Raw genomic sequence first — 22,091 nt, forward strand, 5'->3', positions numbered from 1 at the left:
AAGTAGAGAAAGCACTGCGTATCAGTGAAGAAAAAGAACACCAAAAAGCTCTTGCCTTAGAGCATTTTGTCAAAGAACTGCAAGACACACAACTCCAGCTAGTTCAAAGTGAAAAAATGTCGAGTCTCGGTCAATTAGTTGCAGGTGTCGCTCATGAAATTAACAATCCGGTTAACTTTATTTACGGCAATATCTCCTATGCGAAAGATTATATTAAAGAACTCATCTATGTATTGAATCTCTACCAACGGCATTACCCGCAACCCGAAGCAGAAATTCTCCAGGCAATAGAAGATGGAGAGTTGTCATTTATCATGGACGATTTGCCAAAGTTGCTTTCTTCCTTGCAGTTAGGCATCGAACGCATTCGTATGATTGTGGAGTCTCTACGAAATTTTTCGCGGTTGGATGAAACCGAAATCAAATCAGTAGATATTCACGAAGGTATTAATAGCACCTTGATGATATTGCAGCACCGCCTCAAGGCTAAGTCAGATCGTCCTGCTATTAACGTGATTAAAGAGTATAGTCCATTGCCACTTGTGACCTGTTATGCAGGTCAGCTTAATCAGGTGTTTATGAACCTTTTAGCGAATGCTATAGATGCTTTGGAAGAGCGGGGAAGTAGAGAAGAGGGTAGAGTTTTTTACCCGCAGATTTTGATTCGTACTGAAGTCATACCGGGTAGTTCGCAGGAGAACATTAGCACGGGTTCAGGCATTCGGATAACAATTGCCGATAATGGCGCTGGCATGACCGAGAAAGTTCGTGCTAAACTTTTCACTCCCTTTTTTACTACTAAACCAATCGGAAAAGGTACAGGCATGGGATTGTCAATCAGCAAAAAAATTCTGCTAGAAAAACACTGCGCTCAATTGGATTGTATTTCTACGCCAGACCAGGGAACGCAGTTTATTATTGAGATGCCGACTATCTGTATAGGACCCCATCTCGCGGTAGCTATGGCCTAGAAAGCTCATCTGGCAATTCATCATATAGCGGTTTTCAGTTGCATGAGAACCGGGTAATTGCTAATTGCTAAGTAATCAGAATTCTGACAGACTTTTTTGGCGCCTATCCCCACCCCTTCAGGGGTGGTGATAGGCACTGCGGATGAAAGCCGCATTCTTCTAACTTAATTGTGTTGGTTTTTAATATATTTTTTAACAATCTCTTCCAAGCCTTTACCAACTGTGCCGTAAAAATACAGCAAATTCCATGTATGTGTAGTACACTGCATTCAGTAGATAAGCGGCTCAAATCACACTTTATTCGATCGAGTTTCGTAAAAAAATAGTTAAAGCCTATGAACCCGGTGATACATCAATTAGAACGCTGCTGAATTGTTGAGCGCGTAAATACAAGATTAACACATCCTGATAGCTCGTTTGACAGGAAAAACTTTTTGTTATTCTACATCACGCAACAAGTTGCTCAGACATTCCCTTCGACTATTAATTCACTATCTAAAGTTTGCTCATCTTCCGATGCCATATCAAAATCAAAGAAATTATTTGCATCGTATGCGATCGCCGGCGTTGCTTAGTGATACCCTAATTCAGCAACGCCTTTTTTGTAATACCATCTGCTCAACGATCTTCGCTTCGCTGCAAATGTCGCCCAACTTCCTGATGACATACGTGCCAAAAATACAGGGCTAAATTCAGAAGAGCTAATAATTTAGTGCCATCTTCTAACATCGCGTGTACTCCTTGACTTTGCAAGTTTAACATATCCTCAAACCGAGAGATAGCGAACAATAGAAAGGCTGCGACTAATGGCAGGTAAGGAGTGGTTTTCATGTATCGCCAAAACTTGACTCCGTAAAGGAAAACAGCACTACCATAACACAAATAAATTAATTTCTTAGATATTCCCAACCGAGAAATAATCAAAGTCATCCGAAACCTGTCATCCAGGAAAAAGACTCCGAGTAGTAAAGCACTAAAAAATAAGAAGATTGCCGCTCGACTGCGCGGATTTTTCTGGCGCAGCACTCCGAAAGTAAATGCACAAATTGCGACTGGGGTACACCAGAGGATTTCGGAAACTCCGGTTAGAATACCTTCGTAAGGGAACCAGAAATTAAAAGGATCGCTAAACAGGCGTTCAACTCCGTCTCCCTGATTGTTGAGTTTTGCGTATACGCTCAGCCAGCCCAAAATCAGAACAGTCAGAATGTTAAAAGCCGCTAAAAACCGTACACGAAAAAAGTGTTTTTTGAAAAGTTCTAAAGAATTTGACAGCTTGGGAATTTGATCGAATAAATGCAGATGCTTCATAAAAAATGTCTCTAATCAATAGGGAACGTTACTTATTCACGGGTAGCCAAACCACAAATGTAGTGCCACGCTCCGTTGGGTATAATAAATTAGTTTCTGCTGAGGGCAGCCATTCAGGATTGACTGGGGAAAATACTTCTATTTCTCCTTGCATTTGGCGGACTAAATCCCGGGCGATCGCCAAACCCAATCCTGTCCCAGGAATTTCGGTCTGTGCTTTTTCTCCCCGGTAGTGCCGCTCAAATAAATGCTCTAAATCCTGGGGGGGAATGCCGGAACCAGTGTCGCTGACTGCAACTGCTATGGCAGGCAGTTGGCTGTATCCGGCCCGATCGCCATCCGCTGCTTTGTACCTTACTTTAATATAAATTTGGCGGCCGGCAGGGGTATATTTCAAAGCATTGTCAATTAAATTGCTCAAAACCTCGCGCAAAGCTCGATCGTTCGCCCAGACTGGTGGCAAATCCGCCGGAATGTCGGCTACCAATTTCAGATTCCTTTCAGATGCGATCGCTTCTGCGGAAATTAACAGCGGTTTTAAGACTTCTGCCACAAAACAGGATTCCTGCAAATTGCCAGCAGGTAACAGCGACAGAGGAGAATGCCGGATTGATTCCACATTGGACATTGCTTTTTCTGAAGTACCCGATCGCAGTTTTAGATGTGCTTCGCCGGTGTCAACGGTTCGATCGAACTGGCCGAGCAACTCTTGCAGCCGATCGCTCTCTCGGACAATACTAAAAGCCACATTGCGGTTTTTGTCTTCCGGTACCAGCCGCCGCGTTAACAGCTTGCCAAAAGTTCGCAACGCTGTCAGCGGACTTTTGAACTGGTGCAGCAAATTGTGCATCGTGTCGTAAACCTGAGCCTGGATTTGCCGACTCGTACCCAATTCCTGCTGCATCCACTGCGATCGCTGGTCTAAAATGCAGGCTAGGGCTAAGGTGCGAGCAATTTGTTGTATCTGAGCCTCCTCTCGCTCGTTCCAAGGCCTGTCTTGCCGACCGCTGACTAGAAGTCCCATTACAGCTCCCTCGTGTATCAGAGGCGTCACAATTTGCCTGCGCTGCTGCCACACATTCTCCGGGCCTTGACACTGATGGGAACTGCGCTCCTCACCCGGAAGTCGCTCGGGTGCGATCGCCTCTACCGTTGATTCTTCTGTCACAATAGGCGGCGCCAGCAGTCGCGGTACCGGTTTGACTGTCGAGCTTTCGGAAGATTGCAACCTCAACCCCTGATTTTCTTCCGATTCGGCTGAGGTTTCTGGGTAAACCGCGATCGGCACCAACTTTGCTTCGCTGCCTTCTACCAACTCTTGTGTCAGGTATACCGCGCTGAATTTCGCTCCCAAACTAACGGCGATGGCCACCTGCGAGCGGCAAAGTTTGACAAATTCTGAACTGGCTGGCATTAACATGAGCGCCACATTAAGATATCTAACGGAATTCTAAGTAAATTACAAACGATCGGCTACCGATTACTGATGAGAGACTTTTAGATTTCAGGTTTCTTCCCTTTGATAGGAGCCACCTATGTTGAAGGCATGGGGTTTTCATGAACCAAAATTGCCCCGCATCCGGGTCCGCGTAGTTTCCACCGATCCCCAAGCTTGGCTCTTGCCGGAAGTTGCGGCCCACCATACCACAACCGCTACACTTTTGTCGCTCGGCAGGAATGTTAAGATTATGTCGATATATTAAAAACAGTTGAAATTTTGAGCTAGAACGGATATACTGGCCTCGGATTTGGTAGCTATCATTACAACCTGTCTGCTCATACTGTCTGCTCACAGAGGAGGTAAAGAAATTGGCCAGGAGACGCAAACGCAAGAGTCGCCGCCGACAAGAAGGACGCAGAATTTTAGAGTGTGTGCCTCAATATAGCATCGAGAGCGGCGAAGATAAACCCGTAACAGCGGCTCGCAAGTTCATCCATGCAGAAGGCATTGCTCCCCCAGCTTTGCTGTTAGTCAAGCGTAACGAGCATACCACTGACAGATACTTCTGGGCTGAAAAAGGTTTATTTGGAGCCCAATACGTAGAAGAGAACCATTTCTTGTTTCCCAGCTTAAAGGTGATGTTGGAAGCTACCACAGAAAAAATTCCTGTGGTGTCAGCCAGCCGCGCATAGCTCAAAATGTTTAGCTCAAAACATTGACAGCAATGTTTTTCTAAGTCTTTTAACAAAAGCGCGAGAGTTCTCATTGTCTGGAGAGTGCCAACTGAAATTTATGCGAAAAGTCCTTAGGAATTAGGGTATAAGGAGCCATCGCAAAAGGCTCGATCGCAGCCCAAGGGCGATCGCCACAATTGGCACTTTCACGATAATGGTTTTTTTTTACTGTTTGGTCGATCGAACAAGTGGATCAAAAAAACAGCCAACGAGAGAGCCGCTCTTGTTGAGTCATCGGTTTGTCAGCTCGAAGTCTAACTACGGCATCTAGCATATCAAAAAACGTTCCGCGTCAAACTTTTAATCGAGCGGTTTCAAATCTAAAGCTTTTTGCATGGCTGCTAGTTCATCGCGGTGAGCTCTGACAGTAACAAAGCTCTTGGTTTGGCTTCCAGACTCAGCAACTGATTCGAGTTTGAGGGAGACTTGCTCAGAGCGTCCAGCTTTTTTCCAGTAAAATACCCCCGCCAGCGGGGACAGCAGTACCAAAGCTAGGAAAATTTGACCCTGTTGGGGAACTAGCATCCCCAAAACCAGCCCCAAGCACAGAGCGCCGCCTGCACTCAGCAGAGTTAGAAAAATAGCTAGAAACCAACTCGGCCGCACAAAACCCTCAAACGTGACTTTATAGTTGGGGGCATCGACGGCTGCAACTCGGTAAGCTCTATCGGCAAAATACTGTTGTAAGTCGGCTAACAGTAACTCTTGGGCGCTCTCGGAAGCCAGCTTGACTTGTTCGATTCGATCTTTGACTGAAGCCTTGATGAAGAAAAACAAGCCAACAGCCAGCAGTAGCGTTAGCACAAATGTTGAAGGAAGAACAGCAGTATCCATCGGTAGAAGTTTGTGTAATTGAAATTCTCTACTATTACTTTACAGAACTTGACATACGAAAGCGATCGAGGACTTACGCAGACACTTTGTTATCAAAATTCGCAGAAAGCTTTGTAGCAAGGGGTTTTGCTCTCCATCACCCAATTCCCATATCTCCCCATCGTCGCTAATTCTCAAGTGACAATGCGTAAGTCCTGACGTAGTGTAACGGCTTTAATCGCTGTGCGGCGGGCGATCGAGCAAAGCGAAGGCAATCGGGCAAATCGCTTTGCAAGTAGCGCCAGCTTCTCTTGGGTTTAGGCATCCGATTCAAACTCGGTTAACCCGTCTGACCAGTTTCTAAGGCGCGGGAACGACGATCTGAGGCGCCGTTTCCCTGACCGATGTACTCATGCCAGAGACGAGCTAGGTCTTGAGCTTGGTGCCGCCACTCAGGGAGGATTTGATACATCCGGCGGGGGCGGCCGCGTCCTTCTACTTTTTTCCAGTAACCGGTGATTACGCCTTCATCTTCGAGGAATTTCAGAGCGCTGTAGAGAACGGTATCAGAAAGTCGGTAGATGGGGAATTCCCTCTCTAGTTGGCCAATCAGTTCTGTACCGTAGGAATCTCCGCGCAATAACACGGAGAGAATGTAGCACACAGCTAATTCCTTGTTTAGATAAACAGGAGGGGGGTCTTGAAAAAATTGATAGATATGTTCAAACTTCATCTGTCTTGTCCGCTGGAAACTCTCGTGATACCGTCAGGTTAACGGGAGAGGAAAGCGGGGCGGGAGATGCCGCTTCCTAAGGATTAAGTGGACATCGGGGAAACAGAGGTGCAGTATTTCCCCAGTGAATGTTGATGGCCCCAAAGGCTTGTCCTGCACTTCGGTAATGTTTGCCTGCCCCTTTGTTGAGGAGCACTGCCGTAACTAGCGCAATTTTTTCCTCTTCCAATCTATCGCAGCGACTATTGTCAAGTGTGCGATCGCCTGCAAGAGTTGGCAGTTACTTTGGAAGTTAGTGTTTTAACTGAATTTGCCGTTGATATTTGCGCTTTAGCTTGGCTTCAAACCGAACTCAGGCCTAACATGGCGCGCAGTGTAAAAGTTAGAAAGACAAAAGTCGCTACAATCGAACTAATCAGGGCGATCGCAGTTGCCGGTCGATCGAGCAGGGGTTTGAGTCGCTCGAACAGGAAAAAGAAAATTCCCAGACATATCGTGATGAAAAAGCGCGGGTAACGAGAGACGTTATTAATAAAATCTTGCATGAGCTTGGTGGGGTAAAGTGTCACAGCACCATCTTTGACTGGTAACACTTGTGAGCGAGTTAGACAATTTTGGCACAGCCGAAGCTAAATCTGCCGATCGGGCGATCGGGCATTTTTGCCGCCGAGGCTGACATATATAATTCTAACGAAAACTTTTCGCCGATGGCTCCGGCACTGTCTGTTTAATGCCACGCGACCTCCGGTAAGAACTTCAGAAGTATTTCTATTGAGTTCTAGTTGTGATAAATATTATAGGGCCGTTATTTCTAGATAAATGTCTGCTGCCGCAACTTCTTTCGTCTTGCCACGTCCCTTTCTGAAATGGGCAGGAGGCAAAACTAGGTTGATTGGACAATATCAACCTTATTTTCCTGAAAAGTTCACAACTTACTACGAGCCTTTTTTGGGTGGCGGAGCTGTATTTTTTTACTTAGCACAGCAGCACCCTGGTTTGCAAGCTGTTTTAACAGATATTAATCCTGAGTTGATTAATGCTTATCGCTGTGTCAGGGATAAAGTTGAGGAGCTGATTCTACTTTTAGAGGAGCACCAGTTAGAACATACCAAGGACAATAAAGATTATTATTACTGGGTGCGATCGCGCTCCTACAAAACAGATACAGAAAAAGCAGCACGCCTAATTTACCTAAATAAAACTTGTTACAACGGCCTCTACAGAGAAAACTCAAAAGGTGAATTTAATGTTCCCATAGGTCGATACAAAAATCCTAACATTTGTCAAGCTGATTTACTGCGCTCGGTCTCATCTTTACTCGCGCCCGCTCAAATAGAAGTCAGAAAATTCGAGGAAATTTTGGATTTTGCTACAAGCAGCGAAGACTTTGTTTATTTTGACCCGCCTTATTATCCAATCAGTGCTACCAGTAACTTCACGACTTACAGCCGCGATAATTTCAAAGAATCGGAACAGCTTAAACTGAGAGATATTTTTGCAGAACTTGCAGAACGGGGCGTGAAAGTTCTGCTGTCTAATTCTAACTGCGATTTTATTAAAAAAATCTACAGCGATACTCAACTTTTTCCAAAGAAGTCTCTACCAAAACTCATTGAAATATCAGCCTCAAGGGGAATTAATTCTAATAGTCTCAAACGCGGAAAAATCCAGGAATTATTAATACGTTCATTTTAAATCTTACTTAAGCCAAGTCTCTAATTAAGCAGATTTTGTATGAGCAATACGTGGTTGCCACACTCGGCATAGTTTTGTAATTCCTGTTACAGATATTTGTTAGCCCAGGTAATAAAACCTTCGAGCTTGTGAACTGCCAACAGATTTGGATTCTCAGGAATTTGTTTTTTAAACCAGTCGATCGAACCTTGCCTCATACCGTCACCGCCCACTATAACAATAGTTGGCACCCGATAACAATTTTTAATATTTAAATTGAGGTAAGGATACTTCTCGTCTACTGAACGTTTGTCTTCTTGCCACTTGCACTCAACAATTAGACCCAGAGGAAACAAACCGGAACCCACAATATAAAAATCGACATTTATTTCAGTTTCATAGATGCTAGACCCGATATAAACCTGTTTAGCATATCGCTTGGGATTTTCAGTAGAGATTAAGAGCCAATCTCGCTTGCGCTTTTTCGGCAACTGGGGGCATATTTCGAGATATCCGTGGCCTCTCAACGTACCTTCTACAGTTGTTTCTAAAACAAAACCAGTTTTATTGGCTCTAAAACCCCTATTCATTTTGTTTGCTCCTGAATATAATCTGAATTAAGCCGATCGCACTTGAATCACCCCTCGGTCAAAAACCCGTTTGTCAGTACCGATAGAACTGACAAACATCCGGTCATCATAGACATCAAACGTCGCAAAACTCAGGCGGCTAGCAGAATACTCCGTCCACTCAGAACGCCCCACGGGACGAGTGCCCGCGCCGGCACCGCAAATTAAATAAGTCGTACCGTTAATCGAGCGAGTGCGTTCGTAACTGTGTTCGTGTCCGTTGATATAAAGCTGCACGCCGTACTTTTGAAACAAAGGCGCCAAACTCTTAATAAAAGATTGATTCGATCCGTAGACGCCAGAGGAATAAATCGGGTGGTGACCGAACACAACTTTCCAAGGTGCCGTGCTCTGACTCAACTCTTTTTCCAGCCAAACAAGCTGATTTTCCCAGTCAGCATTGTGATTGGTATCTAAAGCAAAAAACTGTACCGGATCGCGGCGAAAAGTATAGTAGCGACCTTGCATATTAAAACCAGCATATTTAACTTGCTGGTCGCCGTTACCAGTGCGGATGTCGTGATTTCCCAGACAAGCATAAAATTTTACGTTTTGCTGCAATAACGGCTGATAAGGCTTCTCGAAAACAGCATTAATTTTTTCAAATTCGCCGTTATTGTAGATATTGTCGCCGGCGAGAACAGCAACATTAAAAGGGTTTTCCCGGTGATATTGCGCCATCGCCTCAGCCACAGCATACTGACCTTCAGCGCCGGTACCGGTGTCGGCCACCGAAATAAAGCGTAAAATAGGCGGTGAGGCCGGCAATGGGACGCTCGCCCTTTCTGCTTCAACGTTAGAAGGCACAGCAGCCTTGGCGTCTGTACCCCAGGCAGTCCGAAGCTGAAACATTTTCCAGACTCCGGCCAAACCTAAGCTGCTGAGACTGCCTAAAATTAGAAAGTGACGGCGTTTGATGCTCATTTTGATTCAGTTACAACTAATGAAATGATAAATTAAGGTTGAGATGGCTCAACTAAAAATTTATCGCTTTTAGATATATTTGCAACGCCCCAAGGCAGAGAAAATGTCAGAAGAACAACTAAACCAGTCAACTCCAGAACCGTCTCAATCTCCGACACCGCAGGTTGATTCGGCTGCAAAGTCTGCCCCCACTGGCAGCAAAACTCAAAATGCCAGCAGCGCGGTTCCCAAAAATCAGAGAATCAAAGCTTTGATTGCGTCGATTGGGAATTTGGGAAAAAAAGGCAAAAAATTACCAGCCGAACCCCCGTTGCAGCCCCAAAAGCCGATCGCGCCCACCGCTTTTGACTCAGCAACAGTAACTCCTCCCGCTGTTGCTGCGGAAGTTAACAGCGTGCCACCAAAAGTTGCTGTAAAATTTGATAAAAAGCCTGTATCCCAACGCAGGGAAGGGAGCTTTTTAGAGAACGCCGGTGTACTTTGGCAAAGTATTGTGCGGTTAGTGCGATCGCTACTGCCACCATCTACGAACCAGAAGCTGTCCGATCCAATTTTAAACGCCGGCATAGCAGCAATTCTGATCGTTGTAGTCGGTTTAACTTTCAATAGTTTGTCGGCAAAACCGCCGGAGAAACTAGCAAAAATGCCTGTCGCAGCAGCGCCGCAATCGCCGCCAACCTTTGACGATTTTGTGGGGCCGGGAACGCCGAAATCCCCCGAGGCGATCGCACCGTCTAAGCCAATCTCTGCTAAATTCAAAAGCAAGTTGCCCGATTTAGTGGCTCCGGAAAAACCGCAACCAGTAGAAATTATCCCACCGCCACCGCTGACGCCCGAACAGTCTCTGATTGCTGGGATTCAAAATCAAGTTACTGACATTAAGAATCGACTGGGCGGCAGTTTAGTTGAGTCTGTTCAAGCTAATTTTTCCAGCAGCATTTTGACAGTAAAAGTCGCTGAAGATTGGTACAAACTCAGCGAAGTTGAGCAAAATCAACTAGCAACGAAGATGTGGAAGGAGGCTAACTCACTCGATTTCAGCAAGTTAGAAATTGCGAATATGCAAGGCAAGTTAATAGCTAGAAGTCCGGTTGTTGGTTCGGAAATGATTATTTTAGATAGAGGGATTAATTAGAATTTAAAGAGTCTGTATCTGTACACCATCTTACCAGACTTACAGTCCAAGACGCAGAACCTAATTATGTAGCGTGTTCCCTGCGTACCTTACGGCTGTTGATTTGTTTGAGCAATATCGAACTTTTCCCACCTCCGACAGAAGGCTAGCATTAAATCATATGATGTCAGCGGTCACGACCACAATTAAATAGGTTTGTAGTGAGGACTGAAGTCCTCATACAACTACTAGGAATGAAGTTCTCACTAGAAACCTTAGAACGCTTATTTACCCTTTTAACTCAAGTCGAACAAGTAGAAATTGAATATCCCAGCAGCGACGGAAACCCGAGGGCTGAAAGCGGCATCACGCGCGATTACATGACTTACAGTGTAGAAGCTGTCAAGCTTTACTTCCAAGAACGTTCTAATTTTTACCTGTGAGCTAATTCTTTCATTTATTATGGACAAGAGAACAACCAAGCGGTTGTTGCTCCGGATATTTATGTGGTGTTTGGAGTTGCAAACCACAAAAGGGATAATTATAAAGTTTGGGAAGAAGGCGGAATTACTCCCGATTTTGTGTTATAAATTACTTCGGAAACAACTCAGACGAAAGACCAAGAAAGTAAACCGGAAATTTATCGGGCTGTGGGAGTTAGGGAATATTTTCAGTACGATCCGTCTGGAGATTATCTGAATCCGATTTTACAGGGAGTACGTTGGATAAACAATCAGTACGAGCCGATTGCAGCCAACAATATTGCTTTCGATACGCTGTGGTTGTTCAGTGAAGTGCTGGGACGGGAATTGCATATAATTTCAGGAGAATTGAGGTTTAGAGTTCCTGAAACGGGTGAGTTTTTGAAGACTCACAAGGAAGAAAACCTGGGACGACTGGCGGCGGAGTCAACATTGCGCCAGCTCGTAACTCAACTTTTAAATTCTGGAATGAGTCTGGAACAGGTAGCGCAAATGATGAATTTATCGACCGTGGAAGTGAGACGATTGGTAGGGGAAAATTTTTGATCGATCGCACTTTTCCCAGATATCAAGGATAGTGCGATCGAAGTATAACAAAAAATCGGAACAGTCAACAGTCAACAGTCAACTATTAACTAATGACTAGAGAGGCTTATTAGTAGGTTTAAAACCCTGCTTTTGAAAATAGGTTCTAAATACCTCGTGAGCAATTGGTGCCGCCGCTACAGCACCATATCCGCCGCCTTCAACTATAACTGCGATCGCAACTTCAGGTTTGTCAGCAGGAGCAAAACCCACATACATAGAATTGTCAGGATGACCGGGCATTTCCACCGTTCCAGTTTTGCCCGCACTTAAAGGAATAGTACCGTCATTCAAGCCGCGGCCTGTACCTTTTTTCACCACCTCAATCAATCCTTGTTTAATGACATTTAAAGTTGCCGGCTTAATACCTGTTGAAATTTTTTGAGTAACAGGCGTATTGGTTTGAGAAGCCAACAAATGTGGCTGCACTCGCCAACCACCGTTGGCAATAGTTGACACCATCACTGCCAATTCTAGGGGAGTACAAAGTACCAAACCTTGACCGATCGCCATTGTTACTGTATCGCCCACATACCAATCTTCCCCATACATTTTCTGTTTCTCTGCTGGTATCGGAACTTGACCGTGATTGGCGGAGTCCAACCCCAAAAGCTCTAAATTAATAGTACCGCCAATGCCCATTTTCTTAGCCCATTTCGCCATTTCTTCCGGTCCGGCTTCCATGCCTACTTGATAGAAAAACGTATTGCTGCTGTAGGCCAAAGCATCGCGAAAACCGATAACGCCGTAACCGGCGCCGTGTTCGTTAAAGGAAATTCCGCCGATGTTAATTGAAGAAGAACTTACCAAAGTAGAGTCAGGAGAAAACTTGCCCGACTCCATCCCGGCTACAGAAGTTACAATCTTAAAAGTGCTACCGACTGGATAGCCTTGGACGGCCCGATTTAAAAACGGTTTTTCTGGCCCTTGCAGCCGATCCCATTCTTTTTGAGTTACCTTGCGGGTGAAAATATTGGGATCAAATGTCGGCCAACTAGCCATTGTTAAAAGAGCGCCGGTTTTCACGTCGATCGCCACAACTGCACCCAGGCGATCGCCCAAAGCTTTTTCCGCAGTTTTCTGCATATCTAAATCTAAAGTTAGCTGCACCGGTTTGCCGGGAATAGGCTCTTTTACACCTAAATCTTGGATTTCCTCGCCCTTAGCATTCACCTCGATTAAACGGTTTCCCCAAACGCCCTCTAAAGTTGAATTGGCTAATTTTTCAACTCCCATTTGACCGACGAGCATCCCCATCGGATATGCAGGATTAGCTTTTAATTGCTCTAAACTAGCTTCGCCTACGTATCCCAAAAGGTGAGCTGCTAATTGCTGGTGGGGATTGTCTCGGCTCGATTCTACGCGAATTTCAACTCCCCGCAAAGCATTAGTTTGTTCTCCCAAAGCGACGAAAGTACCGACATCGATATCTTTACTAATTCGCACTGGTAGGGCTGATTTGTAGCCAACGGCATCGATTTTTTTGATAATTTCGGCCGCGGGAAGTTTGACGATCGGGCCGAGTGTAGCGGCGATCTCTTGCCACTCCTGGGCCGATCGCTCTTTTGGCCACACATAGACCGATCGAGATACGCGGTTGGCCGCAAAAATTTGGCCGCTGCGGTCTAAAATTTGACCGCGAGTCGCTGGGACTGAAACAGGGCGAATGCGGTTATTTTCCGCCCGCTGTCGGTTGTAGGCTCCCTGTACCAGTTGCAGTTCGGCTAGACGAAATATTGGTAGCGTCACCAAGGTAGTGACGAACAGCATAAAAATCATAACTTGGAGCGAGCGGCTGCGTTGCCGTGCAGGATTGTCCAAGCCATTTTTGTCTAATCGGATTTTAGAGTTAAAAGAAAAATCGCCAGCCATATTAATTAATCTGCTCTTTTTATTCAACTAACAGGTTGATACGGTTCCCATCCGGATGATTTGGCAGATGATACAGGGATTATAACTTCTAACTCTTTAGTAACAGACATAAATTCTGTCGATTGGCAGACGAATCAGCCGGATTGTGTGATTAGCGTAGATGTTAAATATCAGGTTTTTGTGACAATTCAACTGTTAAGGAGGTAAGAGCGCTGTGGAACCGATCGATTTTTTGATTGCTTGGCTCGTGACGGGCAGCAGCTTGCTGCTAATTTCTCAACTGCCGATCGGCGTAGAAATTGACAGCACACCGAAAGCAGTAATTTCCGCGGCGGTTTTGGGAATTTTGAATGTTTTAATTTTGCCAATTCTGAAAGCAGTTTTTTTCGTGCCGAACCTACTAACGCTGGGATTGCTTTCCGGCCTGTTTGCTTTTGTAATGAATGTGATTGTTTTTGCCTCGGCTGCGAAGTTAGTTGAAGGATTTAGCTTGCGGATGGGTCTTTGGAGCGCGGTACTGGGGGCGATCGCCTTGGCTGTAGTTAGCAGCTTTATCAACGGCGCACTAATGTAGCAACTTCCCCTGAAAAAGGGCGATTGAAATCCCTCGATATTTCACACCCTTGCCTTGCGAGTTTAGTTTGTCTAGAACCGATTTCAATCGCCGAATATTTCTTCTCGCTTCTTCCTTCAATCGGTTACATCCGTTACATTGGTTAAATCCGTTAAACAATCCGTTGCCGAACTTACTTCCCTATCAGCGACTTATAGGCGGTCACCTTAAGATCGATCCCAGTAATATCTGTCCCCACAACAACAGCCACCGCTCCTAAATCCAAGGCTTTTTTAGCCATTTCCGGCCCCGATATTCCGCCTTCGCAGATAACGGGAACCTTAAGCTTTTCTACCATTTCCGCAAGCAAATCAAATCCCGGCGGCGAAAAATTTTCCGTTTGGGCAGTATAGCCAAAAAGAGTAGTTGCTACAGTATCTGCACCCGCTTCGGTTGCCGCGATCGCAGCTTCTATTGTATCTACATCTGCCATCACTAATTTGCCCAATTCACTGTGAATTCGCCCGATTAATGTCTTTAAGTCTTCGCCACCAGCAGGACGGTTTCTCAGAGTAGCATCCACGGCAATAATATCAGCTCCAGAAGCCGCGATCGCCCGCGCGTCTTCAAACCGAGGAGTAATGTAAATCTCGCATCCCGGCAATTGCTGCTTCCAAATCCCAATTATGGGAGCGGATATCTGTTTTCGCACCGCTGCAATGTGAGCCGGAGTGTCAATCCGCACGCCCGAGGCACCTCGATTGATGGCGGTTCGAGCCATTGCCGCAATTACGATCGGATCGTGCAGCGGCGAATCAGCAGGTGCTTGACAAGAAACAATTAATCCTGTAGGAATTTGACAATTAATCATGGGGAATGGGGAATGGGGAATGGGGTATGGGGTATGGGGCATCGGGCATCGGGCATAGGACTTTTTTTGTAATTTATTCCCTGTGCCCTATTGAACTCAAATAAGCATTAAGTTTTGGTAGTAGTTAATCGACAATTCGTTTAAATTTGCTTACTTCTTCGCTGGTGATAAGTTGTCTAGCATAGGCTAATCTTAACCAGTTTACTGTTTCGTACAAAGAGCCTCTTGCAATTTTTACAAAACGCCGATTATCTTGGTCATTATAACGACCTCTTCCTTCAGCAATATTAGCACAGACACTATCCGCAGACCGAACTATCTGTTTGCCCATCGTATCTTTTGTGAAGTAATCCCATTTTTTAACAATCTCCCAAATCTGATTCGCCAAACTTTCCGCCAACTTATAAACCTCTAATTCCTCAAAATCAGGTCTTCCCATAATTACCTCAAAAACTAATTATATTAAATGCCCAATGCCCCATGCCCCATGCCCAATGCCCCATGCCCCATGCCCCATGCCCAATGCCCAATGCCCAATGCCCCATGCCCAATGCCCCATGCCCCATGCCCCATGCCCAATGCCCCATGCCCAATGCCCAATGCCCCATCCCCAATTACCCATTACCAATCCCGGTCATTAAAGAAATAATTTTGTCCAGCAATTGCTCAGGGTGAATCGGTTTAGCCAAACACTCGTTAGCTCCCGCAGTCAGGAGAGATATCTGATCGGGCGGAATTTCATTAGCGCTTAAAGCTAGAATCTTGATATTTTCAGTAGCGCGTTTTTGGCGCAGTTGGTGAATTATTTCGCAGCCATTCATACCGGGCAAACGCATATCGACAATCACAGCATTGGGCTGCAAAAGTTCAATTTGTTCCACCGCCGCCGAACCTTCAATCATCCACACCACTTGCAGTCCTGCGGCTGTCAGGATATCGCAAATCAGCATGGCAGTTTCTTCATCTTCTTCCACGAGTACGAGGCTGCCCCGCGAGGAATAATGCAGCGGTAAAGATGAATTAGATTTTTCATAGGTGAATTTTGTGGATTCATCTTTGGTTGTAGTTTGGATGGGTATAAAAACGGTAAAAGTAGAGCCGACATCAACTTTAGAGTTGACTTCGATCGCGCCGCCGTGAAGATCTACTAACTGTTTAGTTAAGGCCAATCCCAGACCGGTGCCGCCGTATTCCCGGCGGTAGGGGGAATCCAACTGCTGGAATTTTTGAAACAAAAGCGATCGCTGATTTTCGGGAATTCCAATGCCAGTATCTTTGATTTGAAAAACAGCGGTACTGCCAGCAGGTGTAGTACCGGGCTGCCGCACGGCCGGCGTTCGATTTTTATCTTCTGTCACCCAAACTCGCAGAATGACTCGCCCCCCTTTGGGAGTAAACTTAATCGCATTTCCTAAAAGATTGAAGAGAATTTGTCTCAAGCGGCGCGGGTCAGCGATGAAGCGATCGCACTCTTGTTTTATCCGCTGTTCTTGCACGAGTTCCACCCCTTTAGCCGCAGCTTTTTCTTTGAGAGCGTGCAGGCTCTGAGAAGCTAATTTAGAAAGTGAAAATTCACTAATTTTTAATACTGCTTTTCCCGCTTCTACTTGCGATAAATCTAAAATATCGTTAATTAATTCTAATAAGTGGTCGCCGCTGTCTCGGATAGTTTGCAGGTACTGCCGCTGCTTTTGCAGCGGCACTTCTTTACTGCCAACTTTGCCGTAAGACCACCGCAGCAGCGTGTCGGAAATGCCGATGACGCAGGTGAGGGGAGTCCGCAATTCGTGGCTCATAGCTGCCAAAAATTCGCTCTTGGCGAGGCTGGCAGACTGGGCGGCGACCAGTGCATCGCGCAGTTCTCGCGTGCGCTCTATTACGCGCTGTTCTGAGGTGCGCTTTTGCTGCTGGACTTGTGCATAAAGTTCGGCTTGGTAAATGGCGATCGCCAAATGTTCTGCTATTTGCCGCAAAAATGTTTTTTTGCTTTCTTCCCAATGCCGAACAGTACAGTGATGGGCAATTAGCAGTCCCCACAACTCGTCTTGAACTACGATCGGCACTAGCAACTTCGCCCGCACCTTCGCGCGCCGCATCAACTCTAAAAAACAAGGCTGCGAAGAGTAAGTTGTTTCCACATCCGCGACGCACAAAGCCAAGCCTTTGCGATATTTCTCTCTGTCAATGACTCCATTGGTAAAACACTGCGCGCCTTCACTAAAATTCAGTACAGACGAGATAGCATCGTTGGCTAAAGCTTCGTAGGTGACGCGACCTAAATACAAGTAAGACCCGGAAGTTTCTTGAATTTCGCCCGATCCAGAAACCGCCGCAGGTATTTCTTTAGCTAACTCGCCATTGTGCGATACTGGCACTTTTTCAAATTGATAAATTAACAGGCGATCCACCTCCAAAAACTCTCGCACTCGCTCGACTGCTTTTGACAAAATTACAGGCAATTCCAAACTCTGGCGGATTTGAGTTGTCACCTGATTCAAAAGTCGCTCTTGTTCGAGCTGCTGCTGCAAAGCAGCTTCTACTGGCTGACAAAATGAAATGCAGGGACTGGCAATTTGTAATTGATTGACGGCTTCGGCAATCTGGCTTTGTAGCGTTTCTGGAGCTATAACTTTGGGCGCTGATTTTCCCTCTATTTCTGTTTGGCTGTGTAGGGGCAGGCGATTATTTGGGTTGGCATTGACAGCGAGAAGATCCAGCAAATTTAGGGTAAATTCGCTTTGAATAACGGCCGAGTTGGGCTGTATATTTTTAATTCCTTGTTTGAGGGCGCGAATGTCAATTTGCCCTGATAGTGTCGGCGTTATTTCTGCGAGTTTGTCTGCGAGGGGAGACAGGAAATGGGCGATCGCCCCGGGGTCGAAAGTCAACTGCACATTCAATTGCGAATGGAGATTTTTTTCGCTGTGCTTGTGTCTGTTTGTTGCGAACTCATCTAATAGATTGCCCCGCAGCAGCGCGCTAAAATGATCTGATACCACTGCTGCAAACCTTTCCGACGAATATTCCCGATTTTGAGAATCAGCGATCGCATCGTCGGTAAGCCAAATCGCCCCTGGGATTTCAGCCATTTGCTGTAACAACTGGTAAGCAGCCTCAAAGGTTGCTAGTGGCAAAGTCCGATTTAAGGTTTTTGGTTTCAATCTAGATATTTTCCCGGTTGTTTTAAAGAACAAAATATGAATGGCCCTGTTGTGAGGACGGAACCTGGGACACAGCAGGCGCGGCCCATCCAAAAGACTTGAGATGACAGTAGTCAGAAAGTAGGTAATAGAAGGCCCCGGAGCCAGAGAGCTAATTTCTCCATATAGTTGTCATCTTTCTTCAGAGCGAGTGACCCCCGCTGCAGCGCTTTACGAGCGCGAAAGCGGTAGGAGGAAACGGGGGGAAGGGATACGGCTATATAATCGATCGCTTCTGGTTGTGTTTGTGAACCGGGTTGTTGATGGAAACTAAGCAATTCCACTCCCATTGCTGGGGTGAAGTTAGCACGCGCCTTTGTTTTCTGAGCTGATTCGCCTAATGGCACGTCCTTAACCCAAATAAAAATGTTTAACCCTTAACGACAGAACAGGGAACTAGCTACGCATCCCCTTGGTGTCATTACTCAAAAAACCTAGACATCAAAGGTCTCAGGCTGGTCAACTGAAAATGAAGTTTTAGGCCCCAAGCCCAGTCACTTCCGTGCTGGGTCTTTGACTACTTTCAACAATCTTATTCCAGTATTATATTAATATATAATTTGTTAACTTGTACTTAACGCTATCCGGGTAAATGAGCAATTTAACTCAACTCACCCCCGATTTCACGATCGGACATCTGCCGTGTCACGACTTCCAAGTGAGCGCTGCAACTCCAGGACAGGTAGTGGCTGAAAGATTTGAGCAAGAACCCGACCTGCCGGGAGTCATTATTACTCATGAATCACAAGTATTGGGCATGATTTCTCGCGTCAAATTTCGAGAGCAAATGAGTTTTCCCGATCGCGTAAAACTTTACGGCTCCCACCCGATTCGAGCCTTGTTAGATTTTATTAGAATTCCGCCTTTGGTGCTTTCGGAAAACTGGAAAATTGACGATGCCGTGCAAGCCTCTTTCAACAGGCACAAAGACTTGATTTATGAACCGATTATTGTGGTAATGGAAAACCACAGCTACCGCATTTTGGACGTTCAAACTATGGTAATTGCCCAGTCGAGACTTTTATCGCAAGCTAACAAAGTTATTCAAAAATACCGAGTAGAAAGACACAAGTATTTGGCGCTCCTTCAACAAGAACAGGCTAAGCTTCACGAATGTAATGAGCTTTTAAAAATTCAACAACGTCAAACAGAAAAGTTGCAGACCAGTCCCAATTCCCAGCAAGTGGCACTGGTTAAACAAGCTGAAGAAATTGCTCAAATGAATCAGCGATTTGTGAGGATTGCGAAACTGATTTCTTCGGAAGGTCGCCAAGCATTTCAAGCTACTTTTCAAGGTGCTAATTCTATTTGCAACAATACAGATAAAATTTTGGGCGTGGGCAAAGCAATAGCTAACGATTTAGAAACGGTTAACCGCACCTCCCGAACCATCCGGGAGGCGATCGAACAAGTCAGGCATTTAGCAGTACAGGTGGCTGTAGTTACCAATCAAATGGGAAGTCAGCCCAGCGGTCTGAGCAAAGTGAGTCTAGAAATTGGCAGACTGGCAAGTAAAACTTTTGAATTGGGGACTCAAATGGAGCAAATTGCCAGTCGGTTTAAACTTCGAGTTCACGAACTCACGGAGGCAGCAAGAGCGGGTGCTAATGTGGCTAAATCAGTGACAATCAAGATCGATCGCGCAGAAATGGCCCTGCTAGAGTTGGAAGAATTAATAGCGGAAAAAAATTTCAATTCATTGACCGCTATCCAAGAACCTTTGGGAGTCATAAAAAGTGTTACCGCTAATTCTTTAGTTCGAGAGATAGAACACGCCGAAGTAGCTGTTTCCGAGTTAAAAGACTTAGTTAAACATCAAGATTCCTCGCAATATCTGATTCAAAAGATTCAGCAAGCGCTGAAGTCCAAAAAACCATAAAATTCCAGCCAGAATCTAAGGAGGTATTTTGAGAGGAAAAAATAAAATTAAAACAATATTATTAACCATTATTCTATTTCAAGAAGACTATTTGTTATACTGAAGGTAGGGATTTTTAAATTCAGTTGTAAAAACGCTATTGAATTATGCCCAAAAACCGATAAAAAGTTCCAAAATATAGTTGGAAGGACAGGTGACGCTGATGAAAATCCTGCTGGTAGAAGATGACACAGTTACAGTCAGTTTGCTGACTCAAGCGCTGAACTCTCACAATTACAATGTGAATGCGGCCGCAGACGGTGAAACAGCGTTGTATTTGGTGCAGGCATACGATTACGACCTGATTGTTTTGGATGTGCTGATTCCTAAACTCGACGGCATTAGTTTGTGTCGAAAATTGCGATCGTCCGGCTGCCAAATGCCGATTTTACTGCTGACAGCGCTAGATAGCAGCAACGATCGAGTCCAAGGTTTAGAGGCGGGTGCAGACGATTATGTGGTCAAACCATTTAATCTCGAAGAATTAATCGCTCGAATTCGGGCTTTGCTGCGCCGGGGTAAGACAACTTTGTCGAGTACAAATTTGACATGGGAAAAACTGCAAGTCAACCCGGACACTACGGAAGTAACTTATGCCGAAAAAGTGCTGCACTTGACTCCCAAAGAGTACAATTTGCTAGAACTTTTCCTGAGAAATCCCCGCCGCATTTTCAGTCGCAGCGCCATCCTCGATCGCATTTGGTCGGCCGGCGAATTTCCTCAAGAAGAAGCCGTTACCGCTCACATCAAGGGGCTGCGGCAGAAGCTGAAAGCAGCCGGGATGACAGTAGATTTAGTGGAAACCGTGTACGGATTGGGCTATCGGCTCAAAAGTCTGCCGGATGAGATTGAGAGCCAACAAGTTGGGCAGGAAACGGCAGAAACTGCTAAAACTCAAGAGACTTTATCAACTGAATCCAGCGGGTCCAGCCAGGAATTAAACAAAGATGAACGCCGTCTCAAAGTCTTGAATGCGATTGCCCAAATGCGGGGGAATTTAAAAGCTAATTTTATAGAAAAGGTGGCGATATTCGATCGCGCGATCGCTCAACTGAAAAACGGAAGCTTGGAGGGCGAAGTGCGCGAGCAAGCCCAGGCTCAAGCTCACAAATTAGTCGGTTCTTTGGGAACGTTAGGCCTGCCGAAAGGTTCGGAATTTGCGCGCCAGATAGAACATTTGTTCAAGGCTGAAAACATCTTGAAACCGGGGACGGCTCAGGAGATTGAGGGATTTCTGCATAAGCTCAAACATATATTCGATGACCCGTCGCCCGAACCAGAAGGCGATTTGGTTCCTGCGGTTTCCCAAAAGCGCCGAATGCTGATTGTTGATGATGATACTTTTGGGAGCGAGCAACTGAAAACAGTAGCATCCGGTTCCGGCTTCCAGATAGAAGTTGCCAACTCTCCGCAAGCGGCAAGAAATGCGATTTCTCGACAGCCTCCCGACGCGATTTTGCTGGATTTGACATTTTCCCGATCTCAGGAAAACGGACTTTCTCTCTTAGCCGAACTCCGCAGTGAAAAGCCCGAAATTCCGGTGATGGTTTTTAGCGCACACAATCAATTGAGCGATCGAATAGAAGTTGCTCGTTTGGGAGCTTCGGGCTTTTTACACAAATCTATGCCCCCAGCAGATATACTCAAAGCAGTGGCCCAACTAATCGACCAGACTGGCCCTGCTGAAGCTAAAGTTATGGTGGTAGACGATGACGTGCATCTATTGGCTGCACTGCAAGTAATTCTACAACCTTGGGGATTTCAAGTAACAACCTTGGACGATCCCGAAAAGTTCTGGGAGGTACTGGAAACGACTTGTCCGGATTTGCTAATTTTAGATGTGGAGATGCCCGGTTACAGCGGTATCGAGCTGTGTTTGGCAGTTCGCAACGATTTGCGCTGGAGCAAGCTTCCAGTGCTGTTTTTGACAGCTCATTCCGAATCGGAAACAGTGCGCCAAATGTTTGTCGCAGGTGCTGACGACTACGTTAACAAGCCGATCGTGAAACCGGAATTAATTGCTCGCCTCCTGAATCGTTTGGAGCGGACTCAACTCAGAAACAGACTGGCTCAAGCACAGCGCTAATCCCATTTGAGATTTAAAAAATTAAAGAATTAAAGAATTGAAGAACTGGAAATCACTTATGAGAGATGGGTTTCGATCGCGTACCTACAGTTGTAGTCTTTTTTTTAAATGGGATAACTAGGAGCAAATATGCAGTGCGTGCCCGAAACAACTCAGGAAGCCTTAGCCAGACTTGGGATT

20 protein-coding genes are annotated in these 22,091 nt (G+C 45.6%); 9 read left to right on the forward strand and 11 right to left on the reverse strand.

Annotated elements, in window-relative coordinates; genetic code table 11:
• Positions 1-971 (forward strand): ATP-binding protein (locus QUA62_RS10510; protein WP_333403816.1); only part of this gene is annotated, 971 nt, incomplete at its 5' end.
• Positions 972-1,589: 618 nt separating this feature from the next.
• Here the strand turns inward: QUA62_RS10510 and QUA62_RS10520 are convergent.
• Entirely contained in the window at positions 1,590-2,282 is a 693-nt protein-coding gene (locus tag QUA62_RS10520; protein WP_333403817.1) for a hypothetical protein, read from the reverse strand.
• A gap of 28 nt (positions 2,283-2,310) precedes the next feature.
• Positions 2,311-3,696: an ATP-binding protein gene (locus QUA62_RS10525; RefSeq protein ID WP_333403818.1), complete on the reverse strand. Its 1,386-nt coding sequence runs from the start codon at positions 3,694-3,696 to the stop codon at positions 2,311-2,313.
• Between the two features lie 395 nt (positions 3,697-4,091).
• Here QUA62_RS10525 and QUA62_RS10530 point away from each other — a divergent pair, with 395 nt between their 5' ends.
• A complete protein-coding gene (locus QUA62_RS10530) occupies positions 4,092-4,415 on the forward strand; it encodes a DUF3155 domain-containing protein (RefSeq protein ID WP_006635576.1) in 324 nt (107 codons plus the stop codon).
• 342 nt (positions 4,416-4,757) lie between these two features.
• Here the strand turns inward: QUA62_RS10530 and QUA62_RS10535 are convergent, their stop codons facing one another.
• From QUA62_RS10535 to QUA62_RS10545, 3 genes are all read right to left on the reverse strand, one after another.
• A complete protein-coding gene (locus tag QUA62_RS10535; RefSeq protein WP_190734228.1) occupies positions 4,758-5,291 on the reverse strand; it encodes a cofactor assembly of complex C subunit B in 534 nt (177 codons plus the stop codon).
• A gap of 319 nt (positions 5,292-5,610) precedes the next feature.
• Complete coding sequence (locus QUA62_RS10540) at positions 5,611-6,003, reverse strand: PadR family transcriptional regulator (RefSeq protein WP_190657761.1); 393 nt, start codon at positions 6,001-6,003, stop codon at positions 5,611-5,613.
• A 341-nt stretch (positions 6,004-6,344) separates the two neighbouring features.
• On the reverse strand, positions 6,345-6,548 hold the full coding sequence (locus tag QUA62_RS10545; RefSeq protein WP_190657763.1) for a DUF751 family protein: 204 nt from the start codon (positions 6,546-6,548) through the stop codon (positions 6,345-6,347).
• Positions 6,549-6,822: 274 nt separating this feature from the next.
• Between QUA62_RS10545 and QUA62_RS10550 the strand changes: the two genes are divergently transcribed.
• A complete protein-coding gene (locus QUA62_RS10550) occupies positions 6,823-7,698 on the forward strand; it encodes a DNA adenine methylase (protein ID WP_333403819.1) in 876 nt (291 codons plus the stop codon).
• 86 nt (positions 7,699-7,784) lie between these two features.
• Here the strand turns inward: QUA62_RS10550 and QUA62_RS10555 are convergent, their stop codons facing one another.
• Both QUA62_RS10555 and QUA62_RS10560 read right to left on the reverse strand, forming a co-directional pair.
• The gene (locus QUA62_RS10555; protein ID WP_333403820.1) at positions 7,785-8,267 is read right to left on the reverse strand and encodes a PD-(D/E)XK nuclease superfamily protein; all 483 of its coding nucleotides are present in this window, start codon (positions 8,265-8,267) and stop codon (positions 7,785-7,787) included.
• A 27-nt stretch (positions 8,268-8,294) separates the two neighbouring features.
• Entirely contained in the window at positions 8,295-9,230 is a 936-nt protein-coding gene (locus tag QUA62_RS10560) for a metallophosphoesterase (RefSeq protein WP_333403822.1), read from the reverse strand.
• Positions 9,231-9,333: 103 nt separating this feature from the next.
• Here QUA62_RS10560 and QUA62_RS10565 point away from each other — a divergent pair, with 103 nt between their 5' ends.
• The 3 genes from QUA62_RS10565 to QUA62_RS10575 all read left to right on the forward strand — a co-directional run bounded on the left by QUA62_RS10565 (position 9,334) and on the right by QUA62_RS10575 (position 11,372).
• Entirely contained in the window at positions 9,334-10,365 is a 1,032-nt protein-coding gene (locus tag QUA62_RS10565) for a hypothetical protein (protein WP_333403824.1), read from the forward strand.
• 233 nt (positions 10,366-10,598) lie between these two features.
• A complete protein-coding gene (locus QUA62_RS10570; protein WP_333403826.1) occupies positions 10,599-10,787 on the forward strand; it encodes a hypothetical protein in 189 nt (62 codons plus the stop codon).
• 207 nt (positions 10,788-10,994) lie between these two features.
• Positions 10,995-11,372, forward strand: coding sequence for a hypothetical protein (locus QUA62_RS10575; protein WP_333403828.1), 378 nt, complete (start codon positions 10,995-10,997; stop codon positions 11,370-11,372).
• 96 nt (positions 11,373-11,468) lie between these two features.
• On the opposite strand, the gene mrdA is transcribed toward QUA62_RS10575, so the two are convergent.
• A complete protein-coding gene (gene mrdA, locus QUA62_RS10580) occupies positions 11,469-13,283 on the reverse strand; it encodes a penicillin-binding protein 2 (RefSeq protein ID WP_333403830.1) in 1,815 nt (604 codons plus the stop codon).
• 214 nt (positions 13,284-13,497) lie between these two features.
• Here mrdA and QUA62_RS10585 point away from each other — a divergent pair, with 214 nt between their 5' ends.
• A complete protein-coding gene (locus QUA62_RS10585; RefSeq protein ID WP_333403832.1) occupies positions 13,498-13,857 on the forward strand; it encodes a phage holin family protein in 360 nt (119 codons plus the stop codon).
• A 172-nt stretch (positions 13,858-14,029) separates the two neighbouring features.
• On the opposite strand, the gene QUA62_RS10590 is transcribed toward QUA62_RS10585, so the two are convergent.
• The 3 genes from QUA62_RS10590 to QUA62_RS10600 form a co-directional block, all read right to left on the reverse strand.
• On the reverse strand, positions 14,030-14,749 hold the full coding sequence (locus QUA62_RS10590) for an N-acetylmannosamine-6-phosphate 2-epimerase (protein ID WP_445301654.1): 720 nt from the start codon (positions 14,747-14,749) through the stop codon (positions 14,030-14,032).
• Positions 14,750-14,831: 82 nt separating this feature from the next.
• Positions 14,832-15,146, reverse strand: coding sequence for a four helix bundle protein (locus QUA62_RS10595; RefSeq protein WP_333403834.1), 315 nt, complete (start codon positions 15,144-15,146; stop codon positions 14,832-14,834).
• A 175-nt stretch (positions 15,147-15,321) separates the two neighbouring features.
• On the reverse strand, positions 15,322-17,868 hold the full coding sequence (locus QUA62_RS10600) for an ATP-binding protein (RefSeq protein ID WP_333403836.1): 2,547 nt from the start codon (positions 17,866-17,868) through the stop codon (positions 15,322-15,324).
• A 631-nt stretch (positions 17,869-18,499) separates the two neighbouring features.
• On the opposite strand from QUA62_RS10600, the gene QUA62_RS10605 reads away from it, so the two are divergent.
• Both QUA62_RS10605 and QUA62_RS10610 read left to right on the forward strand, forming a co-directional pair.
• Positions 18,500-19,786, forward strand: a complete 1,287-nt coding sequence (locus QUA62_RS10605) for a chemotaxis protein (RefSeq protein WP_333403838.1) — start codon at positions 18,500-18,502, stop codon at positions 19,784-19,786.
• Between the two features lie 202 nt (positions 19,787-19,988).
• A complete protein-coding gene (locus QUA62_RS10610) occupies positions 19,989-21,911 on the forward strand; it encodes a response regulator (protein WP_333403970.1) in 1,923 nt (640 codons plus the stop codon).
• The last annotated feature ends 180 nt before the right edge of the window (positions 21,912-22,091 follow it).

Origin of the sequence: Microcoleus sp. MON1_C1, assembly GCF_036701945.1 — a bacterium.
Classification (GTDB): Bacteria; Cyanobacteriota; Cyanobacteriia; order Cyanobacteriales; family Microcoleaceae; genus Microcoleus.